The following is a 20,319-nucleotide window of genomic DNA, read 5'->3' on the forward strand; positions in this document are numbered from 1 at the left end:
CACCATGCTGCAGATACCGAAACGCGCCCTCCCAAGCACCGCAGCCGTGCGCGTGCCGCTTGAAGGCGACTACGGCGGCGAGTTCGCCGAGCCGGTCGCCATCGGGCACGTGCGCTACGAGAAAGCGGCGGGGATCAGGCGCACCGACTACCAGTTGCAGGACGGCACCACCGGGATCGTGTTCATCGACGCCGTGAACAGCGAGGGAGCGTTCGAGGTGCCGGCCAGCTCGATGGTGAGCATCGACGGAGCGCCCGAGGTTTGCGTCAACGCATGCCACCCCCGCGAGCAGTTCGCGGGGCGCGTCCATCACTGGGAATTGGAGGTGCGCTAGATGACCGTTCGCATCGACCTGTCGGCCATGGAGAGCCGCTTCGGCGACGCGGAGGCGGAGAAGCGCCAAGAGTTGTTCGCGATGAAGGCCGCATCGCTGATACGCAAGTACGTGCCGGTCGAGGAAACGACGCTGCGCTCGTCGGAGCCGATGAACAGCGACTACAGGGGCGGCGTGCTCGTCTGGGATACGCCTTATGCGGCGAGGCACTTCTACGTGCCCATGAACCACTCGGAGGCCGGCACGGGCGACCACTGGGACGAGCGGTTGAAGGGCGGCGACATGGGCGCGCTCGAAGACTTCGCCGGCGGGCTGTTCGGGGGCGGCGCATGAGGTTCGATCTGCTCGACGTGGTGCGCGAACGCCTGAAAGAGGCCGGCATCGCCGACGTGGTAACCACGCTGCCCGATTCGTCGAAGCACCCCGAGGCCGTCGTCGTGTCGCTCGGCGTCGCATCGCGCCAGACGCGCTACCACGACGGCGAGGTGGCGACCCCGCTGCGGCTCACCGTCATAGCGAAGCGGAGAAGCGAGCTTGACGCCATGGGCGACGCGATGGAGGCCGAGCGTATCTTGCGCACCCGCCCGCTCGATTCGCGGAACGGCTCCTACCGCGTCGCGAGCGTCGAGACGGCGTTCCCCCGCCCCATCCCGTGGGACGAATCGGGCTTCTTCGTCTGGGCGTTCGACGCGACTATCAACATAACGAGAAAGGACTTCGGTTAATGGATATCGGATTCGCACCCAACCACACGCACCTTTACGAGCTGGATATCACCCCGTTCGCTGTGAAGCGCACGTTCGCGCGCATCGGCGCGGGCATCGCCACCATCGACGGCGACCCGTCGGAGGAGATCGACCAGACGGCCTATTTCGACGGCGACGGAAACGCAAGCTCGGACGTCACCGGCGGTCAGGAGATCATCAGCGTTTCGGGGCATCGCCGCCACGGCGACCCGTACCAGGATTACGTGGCGTCGCTCAAGTTCGTGCGCGGCGAGGCCCGCAAATCCACGCTGCGCATCACCGACCCGGCCGGCGAGGTGGTCGAATCGAGCGTGACCATCTGCAACATCAAGGCGCTCGGCGCGAATGGCGACGCGAACGGCAAGAACGAGTTCTCGTGCGAACTGCACTTCAACGGCGCGCCGCGCGTCATCCCATCCGACGCCACCGTGCTGCCGGAATCGGTCACGGCGACCGTCGGGGCCGTGGCCGTCGGGAAGACGGTCGCGGCGTCGGCAACCGTGACGCCGAGCAGCGCGTCGGACCGCTGCGTGTTCGCCATCGAAAACGACGAGTTCGCCACCGTCGATAGCGAGGGCAACGTCACCGGCGTCAAGGCCGGCAAGACGCGCCTCTCGGTAAAGTGCGCCGCGAAGCCCAGCGTTTGCGCCGTCGTCGACGTGACGGTGGGGGCATCCGCATAGAGCGGCGCGACACCGCAAATACATTAGGCCGAGGGCCGAGGCGAACGCGCTGCGCCTCGGCCCTTCCTTTGCCCACAGCGCGCAAGAAAGGGCGAAGAAATGGCTAAGATCATCGCTTTCGGGAAGTTGTTTGAACCGCTCGATATCGAGCTTGGGGACGAGACGGTGCACGCGCGTATCGACCTGCGCGATTCGAGCGTGAACAAGAACTGGGAACTGCTGCGAAGCTCGCGCGAGAAGATGGAGGCCATACAGGAGGCGGGCAAGGCCCTCGAATCGGCCTGCGGGCCGGAGGCCGACAAGATCGCCAAGGACATGGCCGACCTCATGCGCCCCGCGATATGCGGGGCCATCGGCGAGCAATCCTACCTTGAAATCCTCGTGGCATGCGGCGACGGCGAGCCGGTGCAGCCGGAGGAGGCCAACATGGTCATGGCCCTCGTGTTCAGCGAGATCGAAGTGGCGATCATCGACCGAATCAAGGCTTTCAAGGACCACAAGGCAGCGCATTACCTCAAGGAGATCGCCAATGCGCAGCCCGAGCCTCACAAGGCGTAGCGAGCACGCTGGAGGGCGGCTGTGCCACTGGTACGACTGGCGCGGCCGCTCGGTGCTCGTGTGCGATTCCGCCCGGAACATGCTGCTCGTCATCGAGCTATTCGCCGACAAGGAGCTTGAGCCGGAGGACAAATACCAAATTCTTCTCGCAATGCTGTTCCCCGATCCTGCGGAAGCACTCGGAATGGCCGGCGGCGACATTAACGACCTCATAGCGTGCGTGCTGTGGGACGCGTGCGGCCTCGACGTGACCGGCACCAAGCCCCACGAGCGCGCCGTCTTCGACTGGGAATCCGACGCGCCGCGCATCCAGGCGTCGCTCATGAGCGCCTACGGGATCACCTGGGACCAAGCGGCCGACGGGCTGTCGTTCGCGGACGTGTGCGCGCTGCTCGGCGAGCTTGTCGAAGACGACGGCCAAACCCCGTTCGCGCAAGCGATCTACTACCGCACGGCCAAGCCACCGAAGCGCACGAAGTACAACGGCGAGCAGTGCGACGCATGGAGCGCGCGCCGCAGCCATTTCGCGATCAAGGCCGCCGACGCCTCGCCGGCCGATGCCATGGAAGAGCAGAACAACCGAAGCCGCGACCTGTTCGCCGCGTTGAAGGCCGTCGCCAAGGGCGCGGAGGTGGGCAATGTCTGACGGGCGCGTGGAGGTAGAAGCGGTACTCAACGAAGCACCGCTCAAAAAGGGCGTCGCGTCGGTCAAGGCCGATATCAAGAGCATCGAGGACGCCGACCGCAAGCTCGACTGGTCCGGCCTGCAGAAGGGTGCGGACGCCGCGAAGCAGTTCGGCGACAAGCTGACGAGCGCAGGGCAGGGCCTTACCCTCAAGCTCACGACGCCGGTGCTCGCGGCAGGCGTCGCATGCGCGACCATGAGCATGAACTTCGACGATGCCATGGCGAAGGTATCGACCATCGCCGACACGACCGAAGTACCGCTCGACGACCTGCGCGGCGCGATCCTCAAGCTGTCCGACGACACCGGCGTGGCGGCATCCGATATCGCCGATAACGTCTACAACGCAATATCCGCCGGCCAATCGACCGGGGACGCCGTTAACTTCGTGAGCAACGCCACGAAGCTGGCAACCGCCGGTTTCACCGATTCGGCGTCGGCGCTTGACCTGCTGTCAACCACCATGAACGCGTACGGCATGGAGGCCGACCAGGTAAACCGCGTGTCCGACGTGCTGCTGATGACCCAGAACAAGGGCAAGACGACCGTCGGCGAGCTGTCGCAGGCAATGGGCAAGGTCATCCCAACCGCGTCGGCCTACGGCGTGAGCCTCGAAAACCTCGCGGCGGCGTATGCGACCACCACGGCCAAGGGCATCGCCACCGCCGAATCGACCACGTACCTGTCCGGGATGATCAACGAGCTGGGCGATTCAGGCTCGGACGTTGGAAAGATCGTTAAGAACAAGCTCGGAAAGTCGTTCAAGGAATGCATGGCCGAGGGCATGAGCCTCGGCGAAGTGCTCGATGCGTGCCGCCAGTACGCCGACGAGAACGGCGTGAGCCTGAACGAGCTTTTCGGGAGCGCAGAGGCCGGGAAGGCCGCGCTCGCCATAGCGGGCGACGGGATCGACGGGTTCACCGCGAATCTCGACGCCATGAACAACTCCTCGGGTGCGACCGAGGAAGCGTTCGGCAAGATGCAGACCGATTCGTGGGACCTGAACAAGGCGATAAACGAGATAAAGAACGTGATGATCGAGTTCGGCGGCACCATCGTCGAAACGCTGCGCCCCGCCATCCAAGGCTTCATCGACGGCGTGTCGGCGTTCAAGGACTGGTTCCAAAGCATCGGGCCTGCGGGGCAGCAGGCGATCCTCGGCATCGCGGCCGTGGTCGCGGCCATAGGCCCGCTGCTGATCATCGTCGGGAGCCTCGCCGGAGCCGTCGGCAACATCGGCGCGCTCATTGCTGCGGCCGGAACAGCAGCAACCGGCGCGGGCGCTGCTGCGGGAGGCCTTGGCGCATCGCTCGGCGCGCTCCTCGGCCCCGTCGCCCTCGTGGTTGCGGCCGTCGCCGGCGTCGTCGCGATAATCGTGTACCTATGGAACACGAGCGATGGCTTCCGCGAGGCCGTCATGGGAGCGTGGGACGCCATTTCGTCGAAGGTCCAAGAGGTGGCGGCGTTCCTCATGCCCTACATCCAAATGGCGATGACCGCCATACAGCAGAGCATAACGACCGTTTTCGAGGCCGTCATGCCCATTATCGACGCGGCTATCCAGTTTGTCATCGCCACCGTTATACCCGTGATAACTAGCCTCATGGACACTGTGGGAAACGTATTCGCGGCGATCCTCGCGACCATTACGGGAGTGATGACCGGTGTATCGCAGATCATCAGCGGCGCGCTGTCGGTCATCCAGGGCGTGTTCCAAACGGTTTGCGGCTTCATCCACGGCGTGGTGACCGGCGATTTCTCGCAGATGCAGGCGGGCGTCGAATCCATCATGAACGGGATATCGAACATCGTCTCCGGCGTGTGGAACACCATTTCGTCCATCTTCTCCGGCGTCATCAACACCATCGTTTCCGTGGTCGAGGGCGGGTTCAACGCCGCGTCGTCTGCTATTTCAGGCGTGCTCGACGGCATCGCCAACACGATATCGAACGTCATGGGCGGGGCGAAGAACACCGTTTCCGACGCGATAAGCGCAATATCCGGGTTCTTCTCCGGCTGCAAGCTCGAACTGCCGCGCATCAGCCTCCCCCACTTCTCGATCAGCGGTTCTTTCAGCCTCAACCCGCCGAGCATCCCGACCATCGGCGTGGACTGGTACGCCACGGGCGGCATCTTCAACGCCGCGTCGATCATCGGCGTGGGCGAGGCAGGCCCCGAGGCCGTCATGCCGCTGCGAGGGCGGAACATGCAGCCCTTCGCCGACGCGGTGGCCGCAGGCATCGGCGGCGGCGAGGCGCGCGACGTAGAGGTGAACATCTACGTCAGCGCAACGGTGAGGGAAGAGGCGGACATAGAAAGGCTATCGCAAGCCATCGCCCGCGAGTTCAAACGGAAGGAGCTGTTCGCGTAATGATATTCAACGGCTGCGATCTGTCGAAGTGGTTCAGCGCGTCGTTCGAGCGGCGCATATCGCCCGAGCTTGACGTGGCGACGCGCGACGTGCCGGGGCTTGCCGGCGCGCGCTTCGTCCGCGCGAAGGTGAAGCCGCTCGTGATCCCGGTGAAGCTGCGATGGCGGGCACGCCCAGGGGCCTCCATGGCGCGCCTGCGCCGCGAGGTCGCCCCGGTGCTCATGGCCTCGGAGCCGAGGCCGCTCGTGCTCGACGACGAGCCGGACATGCACTATATGGCGATCATGACCACGCAGGCCGCGTTGAGCAATCTGTGGTACACGGGCACGTGCGATATCGAGTTCACCGCGTACGACCCCATAGCCTACGGGCGCGACCGCGAGGCGTCGCTTTCCCCCGCCGGCACGTTCGAGGTCGGCGGCACATGGCCGACCGAACCCATAGTGACCGCGCGTCCGGGCGGAAGCGTGTCGTTCCTCCGCCTCACCGACAACGCGACGGGCAGGTTCGTGCAGGTTACCGCCGCGCTCACGTCCTCGTCGGTGGTCGTGTTCGACATGGCCGCGCCGAATGCCGCCGTCAACGGCGCGAACGCGCCTGTGACGTTCGAGAGCGACTTCTTCGCGCTCGAACCGGGCGAGGCGTCGCTTCGGCTGTCGAGCGGCACGGGCACGGTCGCGTGGACGGAGAGGTGGCGCTAGATGCAGCTATTCGTCTGCGACCGCTGGGAGAACTACAAGGGCGCGATCAAGACGCTCGCCTCGTGCATCGACACCCGCGAGCTGAACGGAGAGAACAGCCTCGAGATCGTCTCGTTCGCGGTGCTCGACAAGGGCGACCGCATCGTTTGGCGCGACCTCAAGGGCCGTTGGCGCGAGAACATCGTCGGAAGCTGCGACGAGAGCCACGCCGACACGGGCGTGGAGCGCACGCACTACTGCCCGAATTCCGCCATCGAGCTGCGCGGCGACTACATCGAGGACAAGCGCCCCGGCAACTGCTCGGCGGCGACCGCGCTCGCCTCGGCGCTATCGTCGTCGCGGTGGACGGTCGGCCAGGTCGATGACCTCGGCACGGCACAGGTCAACTTCTACCACGCGAGCGCGTGGCAGGCGATACACGACGTGGCCGACGCCTTCGGCGGCGAGCTGCGCTTCGATATCGCGGTTTCCGGCTCGCGCGTCGTATCGCGCCGCGTGAGCCTGCTCGCGCACGTCGGGGCCGACACGGGCAAGCGGTTCACGTACCGGAAGGACCTATCGGAGTGCAGGCGCACCGTGTCGGAGGACGACGTGTGCACGGCGCTCTACGGCTGGGGCGCGTCCCTTGAGACGACCGACGATGACGGCAACCTCACGGGCGGGTACTCCCGCAAGCTATCGTTCGCGGACGCGAACGGCGGGGTCAAGTGGATCGGAGACGACGCGGCCCGCGAGAGGTGGGGCCGCCCCGACGGCAAGGGAGGCAAGGCCCATGTCTTCGGCGAGGCGACGTTCGACAAGTGCGAGGACCCGGCGGAGCTGCTGCGCCTCACGAGGGCGGAGCTTGCCATGCGCAGCGTGCCCAAGGTGAGCTATGCGGCGTCCGTCGCCGCGACCCGGAACGCAGGCGTCGGGTTCGAGGGGTCAGACGAGGGCGATGCCGTGGCCGTCATCGACGGCGACCTCGGCGTGCGCGTGATGGCCCGCATCACGAAGATCAAGGAAGACCAGCTCGAAGAGGAGAACACGACCTACGAGTTCGGAAACTTCGGCGACCTCGCGGACGTGTTCAAGGCCCAGAAGAGCGCGATCCGCGAATCATCGGATTCGGTGGCCTCCTACGCGCAGAACGCCGTCAACGCCTCGAACGCGCAGACGAACAGGAACATGGGCGCGCTCGGCGACAGGTTCGAGCAGGAGGTGAACGAGGCGATCAAGCACGGCGACGACCAGGTGGCCGCGCTCAAGGCCGAAATGGACAAGATACCCTCCGATATCCGTGAACAGCTCATAGACATGATCAACGAGGAGGTTAACACGACGGGCGGCTGGGTGTACGAGGAACCCGGCAAGGGCATATTCGTGTACAACTCGCGCCCGGAGAGCGCGACGAAGTGCGTGAAGATCGGCGGCGGCATCGTGGCCGTGGCGAACAGCAAGTACAGCAGCGGCAATTGGTACTTCAAAACCGCGATGACGGGCGACGGCATCGTGGCCGACCGCATCTATACCGGCCGCATAACCGGCGGCAGCTCGTACTTCGACCTCGACAGCGGCACTATCAACATGCGCAACGGCATCATCAACATCACCGACACCAACGGGAACACCGTAACGGTGTCGCCGTCGCTCGGGTTCCAAGTGCGCGACAAGAACGGCTCCATGATCGCCGGAACGGTGATAGCGAACGGCAAGGCGTTCTTCATGAGCCGCGCGGTTGGCGTGTCGTCGTCGCTCTACGTGACGACAGGGACGACAGCGGCGGGGAATCCAGGCGCTTCGTTCGTCAACTCGCAGGGCAACTACCTCGACGTCGAGGCGCTTCGCGCATCGGCCGACCCGAGCAACAGGACGACGGGTGCGGGCATGGCCTGCTTCAACAAGCCATTCCTGCACACGAGCACGTACTACAAGCAGCTATGGCTCCATCCGCCGTATTTCGACGACACGTATATGCAGCAGCCGAACGAGCAGCTATTCCTTCGCTGCGGAGGCAACAGCCTCGGCGAATCGCCGCTCGTGAAGCTGCAATACAGCAGTTCGCAAGGGCTGTTCTTCGGGAGCGGGTACGTAACGCTCAAGCTCGACGATTCGCACTATGTTCGCATCTCGTCGGACGGCGTGCAATGCCGCTGCGGCTCGAAGGGCTTCGGATGGCTCAATGGCGAGTTCCACCAAACGCTCGTCTGGTAAGGAGGCGCACATATGGAAGAAATATCAGACGGTTCGGTGCCGGCGGCGGTAGGCGCGCTAAATGGCGAGACCGAAGCGAAGCTCGCAACGATTCTCGACCTGCTCGAAACGTCGATCTTGCCGGCGCTTGAATCGGTCCCGACGAAGGCGGAGCTGGCGGAGGCGATAGGCGAAGTGAAAGGAATGATCAATGGCAATTAGCGCGCAATGGTACACGCGCGCCGTCACGCTCGACTGCGCCGACGGCCACGTAGGCGACATGTACGCGAACGAGGGGGACGCCAACGGGCGCGGCATCGACCTGTCGCTGTTCGACGGCAAGGAACCGGCGAACACGACCGGCATGTCCGTGTACCTCGCATGGGGCCACGAGGCTGGCGGCGAGGGTTTGACGCCGTTCTCCGCCGTGGACGCGGCGCACGGAAGATGGCGCGTGCTCTACCCCACCGCCATGCAGCGGAGCGGAACCGTGCTGGCGCGAATCATGGTTTACCTGAACGGCAACCGCGCCGCGATATCGGGCAGCAAGAACTTCCGGATCTTCGTGGACGTCGATCCGGTGGACGGGAGCGCGGCGCTTTCCGATAACGACTTCTCGGTATTCCAACAGGCGGTCATCGACCTCAACACGGCGAAGGCGAACGCCGACAAGTCAACGAAGGCGGCGAACGACGCCGCGAAGAAGGCGACCGACGCGGCTGCGGGCGCGAACGCGGCGGAGAAGAGCGCCGCCAAGGCGACCACTGACGCGAACACGGCGGCTAAGAGCGCGGACGAGCAGGCCGACAGGGCATCGAAGGCGGCGAACGACGCCGACACGGCGACCGCGAAGGCGAAGGAGGCCACGGGCAACGCCGAGAAGGCGACCACGGACGCCGCAGCGGCCACGAAGTCGGCGACGAGCGCGGCATCGCAGGCGCAGGGCGCGGCGAGCAACGCGAACGCGGCGGCGAGCAACGCCCTGCAGATCGCGAACAGCATCGCGAGCAACGGAGCGGGCGACGGCGAGGTGGCCGCGTTGAAAGAGAGCGTGGACAAGCTCGGGAACCTCGCGGCGGAGCTGTCGGGCGGCTACATCGTCATGGACGGCACGCTCTACGCCCCTTCGGCGAAGGCGACCGCGAGCGGCGGCACCGCGGCCATGAAGAGCGCATCGGTTAGCGGCGAAATGGCATCACTTACCTAGAAAGGAACGGAACATGACGGATATCAGCAAACTGGGCGTGGGGGGCACCACGTACACCATCAAGGACGAGAGCGCCCGCACCAGCAGCCAGAACGCCGTGAACGCGTCGGAGTACGCGCGGCAGATCGACACGGACACCTACGCGGGCCAAAGCCTCGCCGCGCTGTTCGCGGGCGAGATCGCGAATTACGCGAACGTCTGGGCGTGGCTGCGCGCCCGCGTGCGCGCGGGGAACTTCGCGGGAATGCGGACGAAAGACTACATCGACCTGACGCTCACGAACGGCAACAACGTGCGGTATCGCATCGGCGATTTCGACCCGTACCTGTATTGCGGCGATGCGTCGAAGGGCCATCACGTCGTCATGGTGCCGAGCGCGCCGGTCGCCGTGACGGGAGCGGATGCGGTGAACGGCTCCTACATCGTATGGAACGAGACGGCGACCAACCAGGGGACGGCGGAAAACGCGCACCCCTACCTGGTGAGCAACCTGCACCGATGGGAAACAGAGGTGTACTACCCCATGTTGCCGCAGATCGTCCGCGACTGCATCCTCAACCAGCGCGTTCTGCTCGAAACGCGCTACAGCGCGTCGGGCGCGCTCACGGCCTCCAACAACTGGGCGTGGGCCGACCTCGGGCCGGTGTGGTCGCCTTCCGAAATGGAGGTGTACGGCTGCTGCGTCTGGGGGACGCCTGGGTATTCGGTCGGCTTCGACTGCCAATTTGACATTTTCAAGAAGACGAAGGACCGCATCCAAGGTTCGCGGATCTCTTGGTGGCTTCGCTCTGTGTCCGGGCTTTCCTCGTCCTACGTGTGCTACGTCGACAGTTACGGGATTGCCTACTACTATACCCCGGCGTACGCCTGGGTCCGGCCCCTGCCCTGCTTCCTCGTAGGCTGAAAGCCGGTGCTGTATACTTCTCTGCGCCCGCCTTGCGCGGGCGCACTTGCCCGCGAAGCGGGCCGGTTCAAATTTTTATTTTTCGGAGGGTAGAGCATGGGCGGGGTTTACGAGCGGACCCGCAAGGTGTCCGAATTCGAGTTCTACAACACGGCGATCAGGATACGCGTGGAGGTCAACAGACTCATGGCGTCGCCCGCTGTCGTGCCGAAGGCTTACCGCCTGCTGAACGCCGTCCCCACGGTCGAGACGGCGCGTGCAATCGTCTACAACATCAACCGCGCCGATCAGTTCTACCCGAACAGCGCGGCCAACGTGCTCGAGCGCAGAAAGTACCTGTCGCTCGCGATAGCGGATTGCGAGCAGCTTTGCCAGGACATGCAATGCCTTATCGACATTGGGCTACCCGTCAACGTCGGAAAGTTCGAGGCCGTCGTCTCGATGATCGAGCAGGAGATAGCATTGCTCAAGGGCGCGCGCAAGAACGTGCGCATCGTCGGAAAGCGCAGCGCCGAAGAAATGCTAGCCGATGCCGAGGCGGAGGTAGAGAGGATTCGTGCGCTATAATGGTCGCGCGTTATGCCTTGCATCGCGGATCAATTGGTGGCTTCGCTCTGTGTCCGGGCTTTCCTCGTCCAACGTGTGCTACGTCAACAGTAACGGGAATGCCAACTACAATACCCCGGCGAACACCTGGGTCCGGCCCCTGCCCTGATTCCCAGACGGCCAGACCGAGTAGGCGAAAGCCGAAAGCAGCGCCATTGAGGAAGGAAGGCATGACCGTCGGCCGCGAGGCCGTAAATACGCACCCCGCGAGCGATGGCGGACGCTTCTTGCATGGCCGTGGCCTTAGGCGCTCGACCCGGTTTCATGCCATCGTCTCACGCGGCTGCTGCACGAACGCCATTGAAAAGGCCGTGCGGGGTGCCCTCCTATGAATTCGGATGAGCGCAGGGCGGCGCGCAGGGCGCGCAGGGAGGCAGAGCGGGCGCGCAGGAAGGCCGAGCGCAACGCGGGATGCGACCTTGAGGCCGTCGCCGACTTGAACGCGCTTTACAAGGCGGCGAAGCAGGCCGCGCGCGGCGTCGCATGGAAGGCGAGCGTGCAGAGGTACCAGGCCGACGTGCTGCGCAACGTCATGAAGGCACGCCGCGACTTGTTGGAAGGCCGCGACGTTTGCCGTGGGTTCATCCGCTTCGATCTATGGGAGCGCGGAAAGCTGCGCCACATAAGCGCCGTACGCTTCTCCGAGCGCGTCATACAGAAGAGCCTAACGCAGAACGCGCTCGTCCCGGCCATAGCGCCGACGCTTACCTATGACAACTCGGCGAACCTCAAGGGCAAGGGAACCGATTTCGCCATAGCCAGGATGAAGAAGCAGCTCGCGCGCTTCTACAGAAAGCACGGGGCCGATGGCTACATCCTGCTCGTTGACTTCTCCGACTACTTCGCGCGGATATCGCACGGCCCAGCGAAGGCCATAGTGGCCGGCGCGCTCGAAGACAGGCGGCTCGTCGCGCTTGAGCACCGCTTCATAGACGCGCAGGGCGATATCGGGCTGGGACTTGGAAGCGAACCGAACCAGATACTCGCCGTGGCGTTCCCATCCTACATCGACCACTTCGCGGCGGAAATGTGCGGGCTTGAGGCCACGGGGCGCTACATGGACGATAGCTATTACATCCACGAGAGCAAGGCGTACCTCGAAGTGGTGCTCATGCTCATAGAGCAGAAGTGCGACCAATGCGGGATATCGATCAACCGCAAGAAGACGCGCATAGTGAAACTGTCGCGCGGCTTCACGTTCCTCAAGAAGAAAATCTCGTTCGGAGAGAACGGGCGCATCGTCGTAAGGCCGTCGCGCGAATCGATCACGCGCGAAAGGCGGAAGCTGAAAAAGCAACGCAAGCTCGTCGATCTCGGGATGATGACGCCCGAGCAGGTAGAGAGGTCCTACCAATCGTGGAGGGGCGGCATGAAGAAGCTGGACGCGCACCGCACGGTGCTGTCCATGGATGCGCTGTACAAGGATTTATTCTCGAACCCCGAAAATGCCTCGCGGGGGGGGGTGTCATTGAAATAGCACTTCCGCGAGCCGCATGACGCGACGCCGGCGGGATCATCGAGCCACCCGAAGAAAGGATGGCGAAATGGAGCGCACGGAGATCGAAGGCGCGATCAACGCATACAAGAACCTGCTGCAGCAAACCGACTACATGGCGATCAAGCACGCCGACGGCGCGCTGACCCCCGAGGAATACGGCCCCATGAGAGCTAAGCGCGAGGAATGGCGCGAGGCGATCAACCAGTGCGAAGCGCAGCTCGCCACGCTTGACGAGCAGGAGCCGGCAGAGCAAGGCGCGATCTGAACGCAAGCACCCGCAAAGGTGCTTTTTTTGCGCCGCGACGCCGCAAATACCCTTTAGCAATCCGCTAAAGGAGGTGATCTATGGATGCGTTTCTGAACAGCCCGGAAGCAATGAAAGAACTTGGCTTCTTCTGGACCTTCATCGCACTTGTTGTCGCGTCGTGCATCTACTTCGGCCCCGATATCAAGGCGCTCATAAAGGGCATTCCTGCGCGACGGAGCAAAAGCGACCAGATGACCGAGAACAACACCGAGGCGCTGCACCTATGCCGCGCAGCCCTCGACAACAACACCGAGGCGCTGCGGTCGAACAAGGAGGACCGCGACACGACCACCGCGATCCTGATCGAGCACGACCGAAAGTCGGAGATCAGGTTCGAGCACCAGAACGAAACCCTGGCACGCATAGAAAGCAAACTCTAGGAGGCGAACATGCCCGAATTGATGAAGTGGTTTTTAAACGACAACTCGCGAGAGGCGAAGCTGGCCAGAACCGTGGCGCAAGGCGTCGTCGGCGTCGCTGCGGCAGCGGTCACCTACTACGCCGCCATGGCCCCCGAGTTCGTCGCCGTCGTGGTGTGCCCCGCGTCCATGGCCGTGCTTTCGCCGATCATGGACTATCTTGGCGAGCGGATGGCGTGATGCGCAAGACGAGAAACGCCGTTCGCGCCCTTCTCGCGGCCCTTGCGGCCTTGATCGTGGTGTTCGTCGCACTCGTGGCCGCATCGCAGCCAAGCGGGCGCGCAGAAGAGCCGAGCGAAGTGCTGGAAGCCAGCGAAGACTACATGGTCACCGCAGCCGATATGCAGCTTCCGGAGCTTCCGACCGGCTGCGAGGCGACGGCCATAGCGACCCTGCTGCGGCTCAACGGCGTTGACGCGTCGAAAACCGACATTGCCGACGTGATGCCAAAGAGCGATACGGACTTTGTGCATTCGTTTTTGGGCGACCCCTACAGCAAGAACGGCGGCTGCTGCATGTCGTTGTGCGCAGTCGAGACGATGCGGAAATTCCTAGTCGGCTGCAGCCTGATCGGCTACGAGACGGAAGGCTACGATCTCGCCGACCTGCCGACGCCGTGCGTCGTGTGGGTAACCATCGACCTGGCAGAGCCGCAGGGGCCGCTCAAGACGCAAGGGGCTTACTCGATGTTCTATCCCTCGCACTGCTTGACCGTGCTCGGCGTCGATGACGACACGGTGCGCACCATCGACCCTCTTAAAGGATACGAGGAGTACCCCCGCGACAAGTTCGAGCACGTTTACAGCGTGCTCGGTAAGCAAGCCGTTTATATCGGGAAGGAATAGCCCATGGACGAAGAGAAGAAGACCGCCGAGGACGAGGCCACCATGCTGCAGAAGGCCGTGGAGGCCGGCCGCACCGACGGCGACGGCCCCGATGACGTGGAGGTGGCAGACGATGGCGAATAGCGCGGCCGACGTTATCAGGATCGCTGCTGCGGAAGTCGGCTACTCGCGGTGGAGCGACCCCGAGCAGGGCACGAAGTACGGACGCTGGTACGCCGAGAAGACCGGCAGCGGCTACTACGGCACCAACGGGGTGCCGTATTGCGCCATGTTCGTGAGCTGGGTCATGGCGCAGGCCGGCGCGAGGTGCGAGGGCATCCCCGGTGCTTACTGCCCGTGGATTCTCAACGCCGGTAGGAAGGCGGGGAAGCTCGTATCGGCCGCGAACGCGAAGCCGGGCGACGTGGTGCTGTTCGACTGGGAAGGCGACGGCACAAGCGATCACGTGGGCTTCGTGGAGCGCAACAGCGGCGTGCTCCACACCATCGAGGGCAACACCAACAACGGCGCGGTGGCGCGCCGCACGCGCTCGTACGGAACCGTGTGCGGCGTCATCCGCCCGGACTACGATGGCACGACCGCGAGCGCCCCAGAGAACGGCGTCGGTGCGCTTGAAGTCGATGGCGTGTGGGGTCCCGCCACGACGCGGGCCGTGCAAGCTGCGCTCGGCACCACGCAAGACGGCATCGTGAGCGACCAGTACGCCGGATACCGCGCGGGCAACCCCGGATTGAGTTCCGCGTCGTGGGAATGGCACAGCCGCACGTCCCTTGGCAGCGACATGGTGCGCGCGCTGCAACGCAAGATCGGCGCAACGGTCGATGGTGTCGCAGGCCCTAAGACGTTCCGCGCCCTGCAAACCTGCCTCGGAACCACGCAGGATGGGCGTATCAGCAACCCAAGCACGTGCGTTAAAGCCCTGCAGCAACGTCTGAATGCGGGCACGTTTTAGAGTTCGAAAAGGGAAAAGCCCCTAGTGATAGGGGCTTTTCTCGTACTTGCCCACTATGACGAATCCACGCCACAGTGCATAAAATCCGAACGTTTGTTGTGTTCGGATATTGGTTCCGTGGTGGAGATGATGGGATTCGAACCCACGACCCCCACGTTGCGAACGTGATGCTCTCCCAACTGAGCTACATCCCCACGGGTAGTGCGCTTATCGCGCGGGGCAATATTCTGCCTGTCTTGGAGGCATTTGTCAAATGGCAATTGCAGACGATCTGCAAAATGCACACGAACGGGATTTACAGCTCGGCATTCTCGTCGATGAACATGGCATTCGCCTCGTCGGCGGAGACGTGTTTGAGGATATCTCCCGGCTGACATTTGAGCACCTCGCACAGCATGTCGAGCGTGCTGAAACGGACGGCCCTGATTTTGCCTGTCTTGATGCGCGAGAGATTGACGTTGGTGATTCCCACCTTGTCAGCAAGCTCGTTCAGCGAGATATGCCGATCCGCCATGATCTCGTCAAGATGAAGAACGATAGGCATCGAACCCACCTACAAGGTTTCGTCCGAAAGCTTTTGCAGAAGTATGCCGTATTTGAACACAAAGGAGAAGGCGAAGACAACCGCCGCTGCCACTAAAGGAAAGAAGTTCAGAGTTGGAGAGACGCTACCCGCAGAAGAACCCGCCCATCCTTGATTCATAAAAGCCGCACTGCACGTCATTACAAACTCAAGAACGCCATAGGCCAGCAACGAGATCGCAATCAGCCTAAGCCTTTTAACTTGCAGCATAGTAAAGGGAGAATGGCCTTTTGAAGTATCGGAGAATATTTTAATAAGAGTGATGCATATCGCAGCCATAGCGATACCACACAACACATAGTTAACTAACGTAAACCCATTAACAGGGTTATCTGAGAAACCGGGATCGAACAAAGAACAAACCATTACCCCACTTGATGCCAGCCACCAAATGCAAAGGAAGACAAAGACGACAATCATGGCGAGACCGATAAGACGACATATCTTGCGAGTTTTAACAAGTAAACGTTCCGTTGTTTCCACATCCGTGTCAGGCATTACGTCTCCTTCTCCCAGAGCACCTTACAAATAAAAGCTATAGTATCGCAAAGACCTCTTTCATTACCTAATGAAAGAGGTCTTTGATAAATACATCGATGGGGTTTACTGTTTACTCAGAAACCCACCGCAAAACAGGAACCGTTAAACCCGATGGGATAGCACACAGACAAAGGTTCCGCGTCGCTATAGAACAGCATTCTTTCACCTCCTTTGTTGTAGTGATTCTGACATGGCTTTTCCCAGGACGTCGTAGAATTCCTGGGTCATCAGGCAGTAGGAGTCCTTCGACTCCAAATTGCCCGATTCGAACAGCGAGCGGGCTCGGCAGCCTCCCCCGCAGATTCGCAGATACCGACACGTTCCGCAGTCCTCGAACTTTTCGGCGTCGAGCGTTTGGAACGTGCGAGACACATCCGTCTGCAGCGCATCGAGCACGGCGTCCGTGAACGCGTTGCCCATGGCAAGCTCCGGGCGATGCAGCATGTGGCACGGGTAGATGGTGCCGTCGGCGTCCACGCTGAGCGACTTGCAGCCGGCGCCGCAGTTGCGTTTCACCGTGAGGTTCACGCCTACGGGCGCGTCCATCGCGGGAAGGGGCTTGCCGTTGTCAAGCGTCAGCAGCGCGCGGCCCAGCATGCGCAGCTCGTCCGCGCCGGGCAGCAGACCTCCCAACACCTCGTCATCCGGTTCGCAGGTAAGCAGGCTGAAGTTCAGCGACGCGCCCAAATCGCGCGACAGCTGCACGTACGAGGCCAGGTCGCCCACGTTCTTCGCATGCACCGTGGGAATGATGTGCGCCGAAATCCCCGCACGCTGCACCATGCGCACGGCTTCCACCAGCTCGTCGAAGCGCTGCTCGCTCCTGATGTACGCCGGCGCGCCAGCCGAGCAGCCGTCGAACGACACCGACACGCAATCGACGTTCGGCGCAAGCTGCTCAAGCGCTTCCTCGGTCATGCGCGTGCCGTTCGACAGCACGGTGACCGACGCGATGCCGCAGGCGCGCTTCGCGTGCTCCACGATGTCGGGAAGGTCCTCGCGCAAGAACGGCTCGCCGCCCGAGATGATCAGCTGCGACAATCCGGCGGCGGCAAGCCCTTCCACCGCGCGCTTCATGTCGGCCAAAGGCGCGTCGGCCAGACGGTTGCGATGCTCGTCCAGCGAGTAGCAGCCCGCACATGCGAGGTTGCAGCGCTGTGTGACGTGCAGGTACGCCGAAAGCACGCGCGGCTCGGCAACGACCCGCTGGAAGAAGCCGCCGCGCGCAAGATGTTCCAGCAACGCCGGATCCACCGCGGTCACATCGTCCTCGGGAACATCCTCCTCGAGCATGCGCGCGCAAACCGCAGCGCCCTGCTCGGTCAAACCGATCGCATATCCGGTATCGAGGCAGCCCACCATCGGGATTCCCGCGAAGTCGAACAGAACTACCTCTTCGGTAAACCTCATACACCCAGCCCCTCGTCGTACGATCGATGCATCCCGAACAAACATGGCGCAAAACCGTCTCTCCACGCTTACAAAAGCATACTAGCATTCAATGAAACCTTGCTGCTAGGGGGCTTCTGAAATACCGGTGCGACAAGTTGCGTAATCCGATGATTACAATTAGGAATTTTGCAGTCCATCTGGGCATTCAGTCGGAACAAAACGGCGAAGCCACCATCACAGATTTAATGTTTTATGATAAATTGTCTGACGTTAAGATTACTGCAGAGCCACGATCATCGGAAAAGAGCCGCCGTCATGAATATCAGCCGATCGGAGCATATCGTGACCGCCGGACGCAATGGAAGCCTCTCATGCCATTGCACGCATAAACGCGATCTTCAACGATCGCACTAGATGATACCACGAGCGAACCACCGGACTTGAAAGGGATGACGCTGATGAACACTCCCGCAGATCGTGAACTGAACAAGCGGCTCATCGACATCTCCAAAGCTTTGACTACGCTTCTTTGCGGAACCTCTACCGTAGACGATTCCGCCTACATCCGCGACGAGGCGCTTCGCGCCGTTGCGGAGCAATCGGAGCTGGCTCGGCTGAAGCTCTCGCGCGCCGCCTCGGGAAAGTAGCGCCGAACGGGAGAAGGCCGACGCCCTTGCACGGACGCCGACCTTCTTGACCGCAGACGCGAAACGCAGAGCGTAGTCGAAACGCCGCCGCTTAGGCGTTCGCCACCGCCGAGGCTCCGGCGATGCGGCCGAACACGATGAGGTCGGTGAACGAGTTGCCGCCCAGACGGTTGCCGCCCTGGACGCCGCCGGTGACTTCGCCGCACGCGAACAGGTTGGGGATGGGTTCGCCCGCCTCGGTGCACACCTGCGCGTCGGTAGTGATGCACAAGCCGCCCATAGTGTAGTGGATGGTGGGGATGCGCTTGGAGGCGTAATACGCGGGATCGGACAGCTCGGTGCCCAGCAGCTCCTTGCCTGGGGCGATCTGCGTGTCGACGCCGGCCTTCACGCAGGCGTTGTAGCCCTCCACCGTCTCGGCCAGCGCATCAGCCGGGACGCCGATCTGGTTCGCCAGATCTTCGATGTCGTCGGCCTTGAAGCTATGGCCCTTCTCCACCAGCTCGGCGATCTGGTCGGCGCGGTCGGCCGCGATGTCGGTGGAGTCCACGAGCAGCCACATCTCGTCGTTGGGCTGTTCGAGGATGGCGTCGGCGATGGTGTCGCGGCGCTCGTCCTCGCGGATGAATCGCTTGCCCTCGTCGTTGACCATCACGTAGTCCTCGACGCCCAGCCAGTTGCCCACGAACGTGGCCACGCCGCCGTTCTGCGGGTCGCCCAGCGGGTGGATCTGCACCAGCTCCATGTTGCGCAGACCCGCGCCCACGCCTTCGCCCAATCCCAGGCCGTCACCGGTAGACGAGCACACATTCGACGAGGGCATGTCCTTCGTCACGCGCTTGTCGTACTCCATGGCCAGCTCGGCGTTGCGGGAGTAGCCACCCGTGGCCAACACCACGGACTTCGCGCGCACGGCAATGGAAGCGCCGCTCGAAGGACGGGTTCCGGCGACGCCCGTCACCTTGCCGCCTTCCTCGACAAGCTGTTCGACCTTCGCGTCGGTGTACAGCGTGACCTTGCCGGTCTTGTCGGCGCTGTCCTTCAGGCACGACACGTAGTAGCTGCCGCCCTGCTCGCCCTTCTTCTCCACCTCGACGGCGTGACCGCGCTGCCATAGGCCGCCGATGGCCGTGAACGGTTCCTTCTCGTACACCAGGCCGTGGTCCTCCATCCAGTGCACGGCGTCCAGCGCGTTGTCGGCCAGGATGCGCACGAGCGCGGGATCGCCCAACTCGTCGCCGCCTTCGAACGTCTGCTGGTAGAACAGGTCAGGCGAATCCTCGATGCCGAGGGGCTCTTGACGCTCGGGGTCGGGCGCGTTGAGCGTGCCCTCGCCGGCGTTCGTGTTGCCGCCGTAGATGTCCATCTTCTCCAGCATGACCACCGTCTTGCCGGCCTCCGCCGCGGTGACGGCCGCCGCGAACGCCGCGCCGCCGGAGCCCACGACGCACACGTCGCAGTCTTCGTCGATAGCGGCCGCGGGCTCGATGCCCGTGTCGGCCTTCTTGAGGGCCTTCACGTCGCCGCCCGCCTGGTCGACGCACTCGGCCACGGCCGTGGCGAAGGCCATGGACGACAGCGAAGCGCCCGTGACGGTGTCGAAGTTGAGGCTTTGCGACTGGAGATACTTGTCCTTGAGGATATCGATGGCGGCATCGCCGATGTTGCGGCTTTCCTCGTGCTCGACATCGATGGCGTCGATAGCGTCGTCGGTGAACGTGACCTTCACGTTGACGGCGCCGTTGCGGCCCTCGGCGCTGGCCTCGTAGGTGCCGGCTTTGTACGCCTGCGAGCCCACGCCGCCGTTCGCGTCGGCCTTCGGCGAGCAGCCGGCCAGGCCGAGCATGGCCAACGCCATGGTTGCGGCGCTGCCGCAGACGAACTGGCGGCGGTTCATCTGCAGGCGCGTGCGCACGTTCGCCTCGATGCGACTCATGGCTTCTTCCATACGCTGGCGGGCGGCGATTTCGTTCGGGTTCTGGATCATGGCTCCTCCTTGGTTGTGTCTGCTTCCCTCACCGTCGCGGCGCGACCCTTCGCTCAGCCGCTGCCGGATCGCGATCGGCTGACGAGCGGGAAGATCAGGGAGGGAATGCCCGCCGGTCGATCACGATGGGTTCATGATGCGGCGCAAACGGGTGGCGCAACAGTACACGGACGGGGTGTTTT

The 20,319-nt window shown here is 63.0% G+C and carries 25 protein-coding genes and 1 tRNA gene; 21 read left to right on the top strand and 5 right to left on the bottom strand.

Going from position 1 to position 20,319, the window contains the following annotated elements:
- The first annotated feature begins 4 nt into the window (after window positions 1-4).
- The 20 genes from ELEN_RS16345 to ELEN_RS13265 all read left to right on the top strand — a co-directional run bounded on the left by ELEN_RS16345 (window position 5) and on the right by ELEN_RS13265 (window position 14,988).
- Window positions 5-334, top strand: a complete 330-nt coding sequence (locus ELEN_RS16345; protein WP_015761303.1) for a putative minor capsid protein — start codon at window positions 5-7, stop codon at window positions 332-334.
- Window positions 335-667, top strand: a complete 333-nt coding sequence (locus ELEN_RS13180) for a minor capsid protein (protein WP_015761304.1) — start codon at window positions 335-337, stop codon at window positions 665-667.
- Entirely contained in the window at window positions 664-1,059 is a 396-nt protein-coding gene (locus ELEN_RS13185) for a minor capsid protein (protein ID WP_015761305.1), read from the top strand. Before ELEN_RS13180 ends, ELEN_RS13185 begins: the two co-directional genes overlap by 4 nt.
- Window positions 1,059-1,763 (top strand): phage tail tube protein, encoded by a 705-nt coding sequence (locus tag ELEN_RS15805; protein ID WP_015761306.1) that lies wholly within the window; start codon window positions 1,059-1,061, stop codon window positions 1,761-1,763. Before ELEN_RS13185 ends, ELEN_RS15805 begins: the two co-directional genes overlap by 1 nt.
- A gap of 99 nt (window positions 1,764-1,862) precedes the next feature.
- Window positions 1,863-2,321: a hypothetical protein gene (locus ELEN_RS13195; RefSeq protein ID WP_015761307.1), complete on the top strand. Its 459-nt coding sequence runs from the start codon at window positions 1,863-1,865 to the stop codon at window positions 2,319-2,321.
- Complete coding sequence (locus ELEN_RS15810) at window positions 2,293-2,967, top strand: Gp15 family bacteriophage protein (RefSeq protein ID WP_015761308.1); 675 nt, start codon at window positions 2,293-2,295, stop codon at window positions 2,965-2,967. Before ELEN_RS13195 ends, ELEN_RS15810 begins: the two co-directional genes overlap by 29 nt.
- Entirely contained in the window at window positions 2,960-5,377 is a 2,418-nt protein-coding gene (locus ELEN_RS13205; protein WP_015761309.1) for a phage tail tape measure protein, read from the top strand. Before ELEN_RS15810 ends, ELEN_RS13205 begins: the two co-directional genes overlap by 8 nt.
- Entirely contained in the window at window positions 5,377-6,078 is a 702-nt protein-coding gene (locus ELEN_RS13210) for a distal tail protein Dit (protein WP_015761310.1), read from the top strand. Before ELEN_RS13205 ends, ELEN_RS13210 begins: the two co-directional genes overlap by 1 nt.
- Window positions 6,079-8,271: a phage tail protein gene (locus ELEN_RS15815; protein ID WP_015761311.1), complete on the top strand. Its 2,193-nt coding sequence runs from the start codon at window positions 6,079-6,081 to the stop codon at window positions 8,269-8,271. It abuts the gene before it with no gap.
- 12 nt (window positions 8,272-8,283) lie between these two features.
- Window positions 8,284-8,472, top strand: coding sequence for a hypothetical protein (locus ELEN_RS13220; protein ID WP_015761312.1), 189 nt, complete (start codon window positions 8,284-8,286; stop codon window positions 8,470-8,472).
- Window positions 8,462-9,457: a BppU family phage baseplate upper protein gene (locus tag ELEN_RS15820; RefSeq protein WP_015761313.1), complete on the top strand. Its 996-nt coding sequence runs from the start codon at window positions 8,462-8,464 to the stop codon at window positions 9,455-9,457. Before ELEN_RS13220 ends, ELEN_RS15820 begins: the two co-directional genes overlap by 11 nt.
- A gap of 13 nt (window positions 9,458-9,470) precedes the next feature.
- Window positions 9,471-10,361, top strand: a complete 891-nt coding sequence (locus ELEN_RS13230; protein ID WP_015761314.1) for a DUF6273 domain-containing protein — start codon at window positions 9,471-9,473, stop codon at window positions 10,359-10,361.
- Between the two features lie 96 nt (window positions 10,362-10,457).
- Entirely contained in the window at window positions 10,458-10,928 is a 471-nt protein-coding gene (locus ELEN_RS13235; RefSeq protein ID WP_015761315.1) for a hypothetical protein, read from the top strand.
- Window positions 10,918-11,076: a DUF6273 domain-containing protein gene (locus ELEN_RS16585; RefSeq protein WP_220270411.1), complete on the top strand. Its 159-nt coding sequence runs from the start codon at window positions 10,918-10,920 to the stop codon at window positions 11,074-11,076. The genes ELEN_RS13235 and ELEN_RS16585 overlap by 11 nt, the downstream gene beginning before the upstream one ends.
- 219 nt (window positions 11,077-11,295) lie before the next feature.
- A complete protein-coding gene (locus ELEN_RS13240; RefSeq protein ID WP_015761316.1) occupies window positions 11,296-12,444 on the top strand; it encodes an RNA-directed DNA polymerase in 1,149 nt (382 codons plus the stop codon).
- A gap of 67 nt (window positions 12,445-12,511) precedes the next feature.
- A complete protein-coding gene (locus tag ELEN_RS13245; protein ID WP_015761317.1) occupies window positions 12,512-12,730 on the top strand; it encodes a hypothetical protein in 219 nt (72 codons plus the stop codon).
- An 80-nt stretch (window positions 12,731-12,810) separates the two neighbouring features.
- Window positions 12,811-13,152 carry a hypothetical protein gene (locus ELEN_RS16350; protein WP_015761318.1) on the top strand — a complete coding sequence of 114 codons (342 nt, stop codon included), beginning with the start codon at window positions 12,811-12,813 and terminating at the stop codon, window positions 13,150-13,152.
- Between the two features lie 9 nt (window positions 13,153-13,161).
- Entirely contained in the window at window positions 13,162-13,371 is a 210-nt protein-coding gene (locus ELEN_RS16355; protein WP_015761319.1) for a hypothetical protein, read from the top strand.
- Window positions 13,371-14,036, top strand: coding sequence for a C39 family peptidase (locus ELEN_RS16360; RefSeq protein ID WP_015761320.1), 666 nt, complete (start codon window positions 13,371-13,373; stop codon window positions 14,034-14,036). The genes ELEN_RS16355 and ELEN_RS16360 overlap by 1 nt, the downstream gene beginning before the upstream one ends.
- A gap of 112 nt (window positions 14,037-14,148) precedes the next feature.
- On the top strand, window positions 14,149-14,988 hold the full coding sequence (locus ELEN_RS13265; RefSeq protein WP_015761322.1) for a CHAP domain-containing protein: 840 nt from the start codon (window positions 14,149-14,151) through the stop codon (window positions 14,986-14,988).
- Window positions 14,989-15,106: 118 nt separating this feature from the next.
- Here the strand turns inward: ELEN_RS13265 and ELEN_RS13270 are convergent.
- The 4 genes from ELEN_RS13270 to ELEN_RS13285 all read right to left on the bottom strand — a co-directional run bounded on the left by ELEN_RS13270 (window position 15,107) and on the right by ELEN_RS13285 (window position 17,521).
- Window positions 15,107-15,182 (bottom strand) — tRNA-Ala (locus tag ELEN_RS13270).
- A 101-nt stretch (window positions 15,183-15,283) separates the two neighbouring features.
- Complete coding sequence (locus ELEN_RS13275) at window positions 15,284-15,532, bottom strand: helix-turn-helix domain-containing protein (RefSeq protein ID WP_015761323.1); 249 nt, start codon at window positions 15,530-15,532, stop codon at window positions 15,284-15,286.
- Window positions 15,533-15,541: 9 nt separating this feature from the next.
- Window positions 15,542-16,069 (bottom strand): DUF2975 domain-containing protein, encoded by a 528-nt coding sequence (locus ELEN_RS13280; RefSeq protein WP_041691670.1) that lies wholly within the window; start codon window positions 16,067-16,069, stop codon window positions 15,542-15,544.
- Window positions 16,070-16,273: 204 nt separating this feature from the next.
- Entirely contained in the window at window positions 16,274-17,521 is a 1,248-nt protein-coding gene (locus ELEN_RS13285; RefSeq protein WP_015761324.1) for a radical SAM/SPASM domain-containing protein, read from the bottom strand.
- A 440-nt stretch (window positions 17,522-17,961) separates the two neighbouring features.
- Between ELEN_RS13285 and ELEN_RS13290 the strand changes: the two genes are divergently transcribed.
- Window positions 17,962-18,150 (top strand): hypothetical protein, encoded by a 189-nt coding sequence (locus ELEN_RS13290; RefSeq protein ID WP_009306714.1) that lies wholly within the window; start codon window positions 17,962-17,964, stop codon window positions 18,148-18,150.
- 91 nt (window positions 18,151-18,241) lie between these two features.
- Here ELEN_RS13290 and ELEN_RS13295 read toward each other — a convergent pair whose 3' ends face one another.
- Window positions 18,242-20,137 carry a flavocytochrome c gene (locus tag ELEN_RS13295; RefSeq protein ID WP_015761326.1) on the bottom strand — a complete coding sequence of 632 codons (1,896 nt, stop codon included), beginning with the start codon at window positions 20,135-20,137 and terminating at the stop codon, window positions 18,242-18,244.
- Between the last annotated feature and the right edge of the window lie 182 nt (window positions 20,138-20,319).

The organism is Eggerthella lenta DSM 2243 (assembly GCF_000024265.1).
In the GTDB taxonomy this organism is placed as follows: domain Bacteria; phylum Actinomycetota; class Coriobacteriia; order Coriobacteriales; family Eggerthellaceae; genus Eggerthella; species Eggerthella lenta.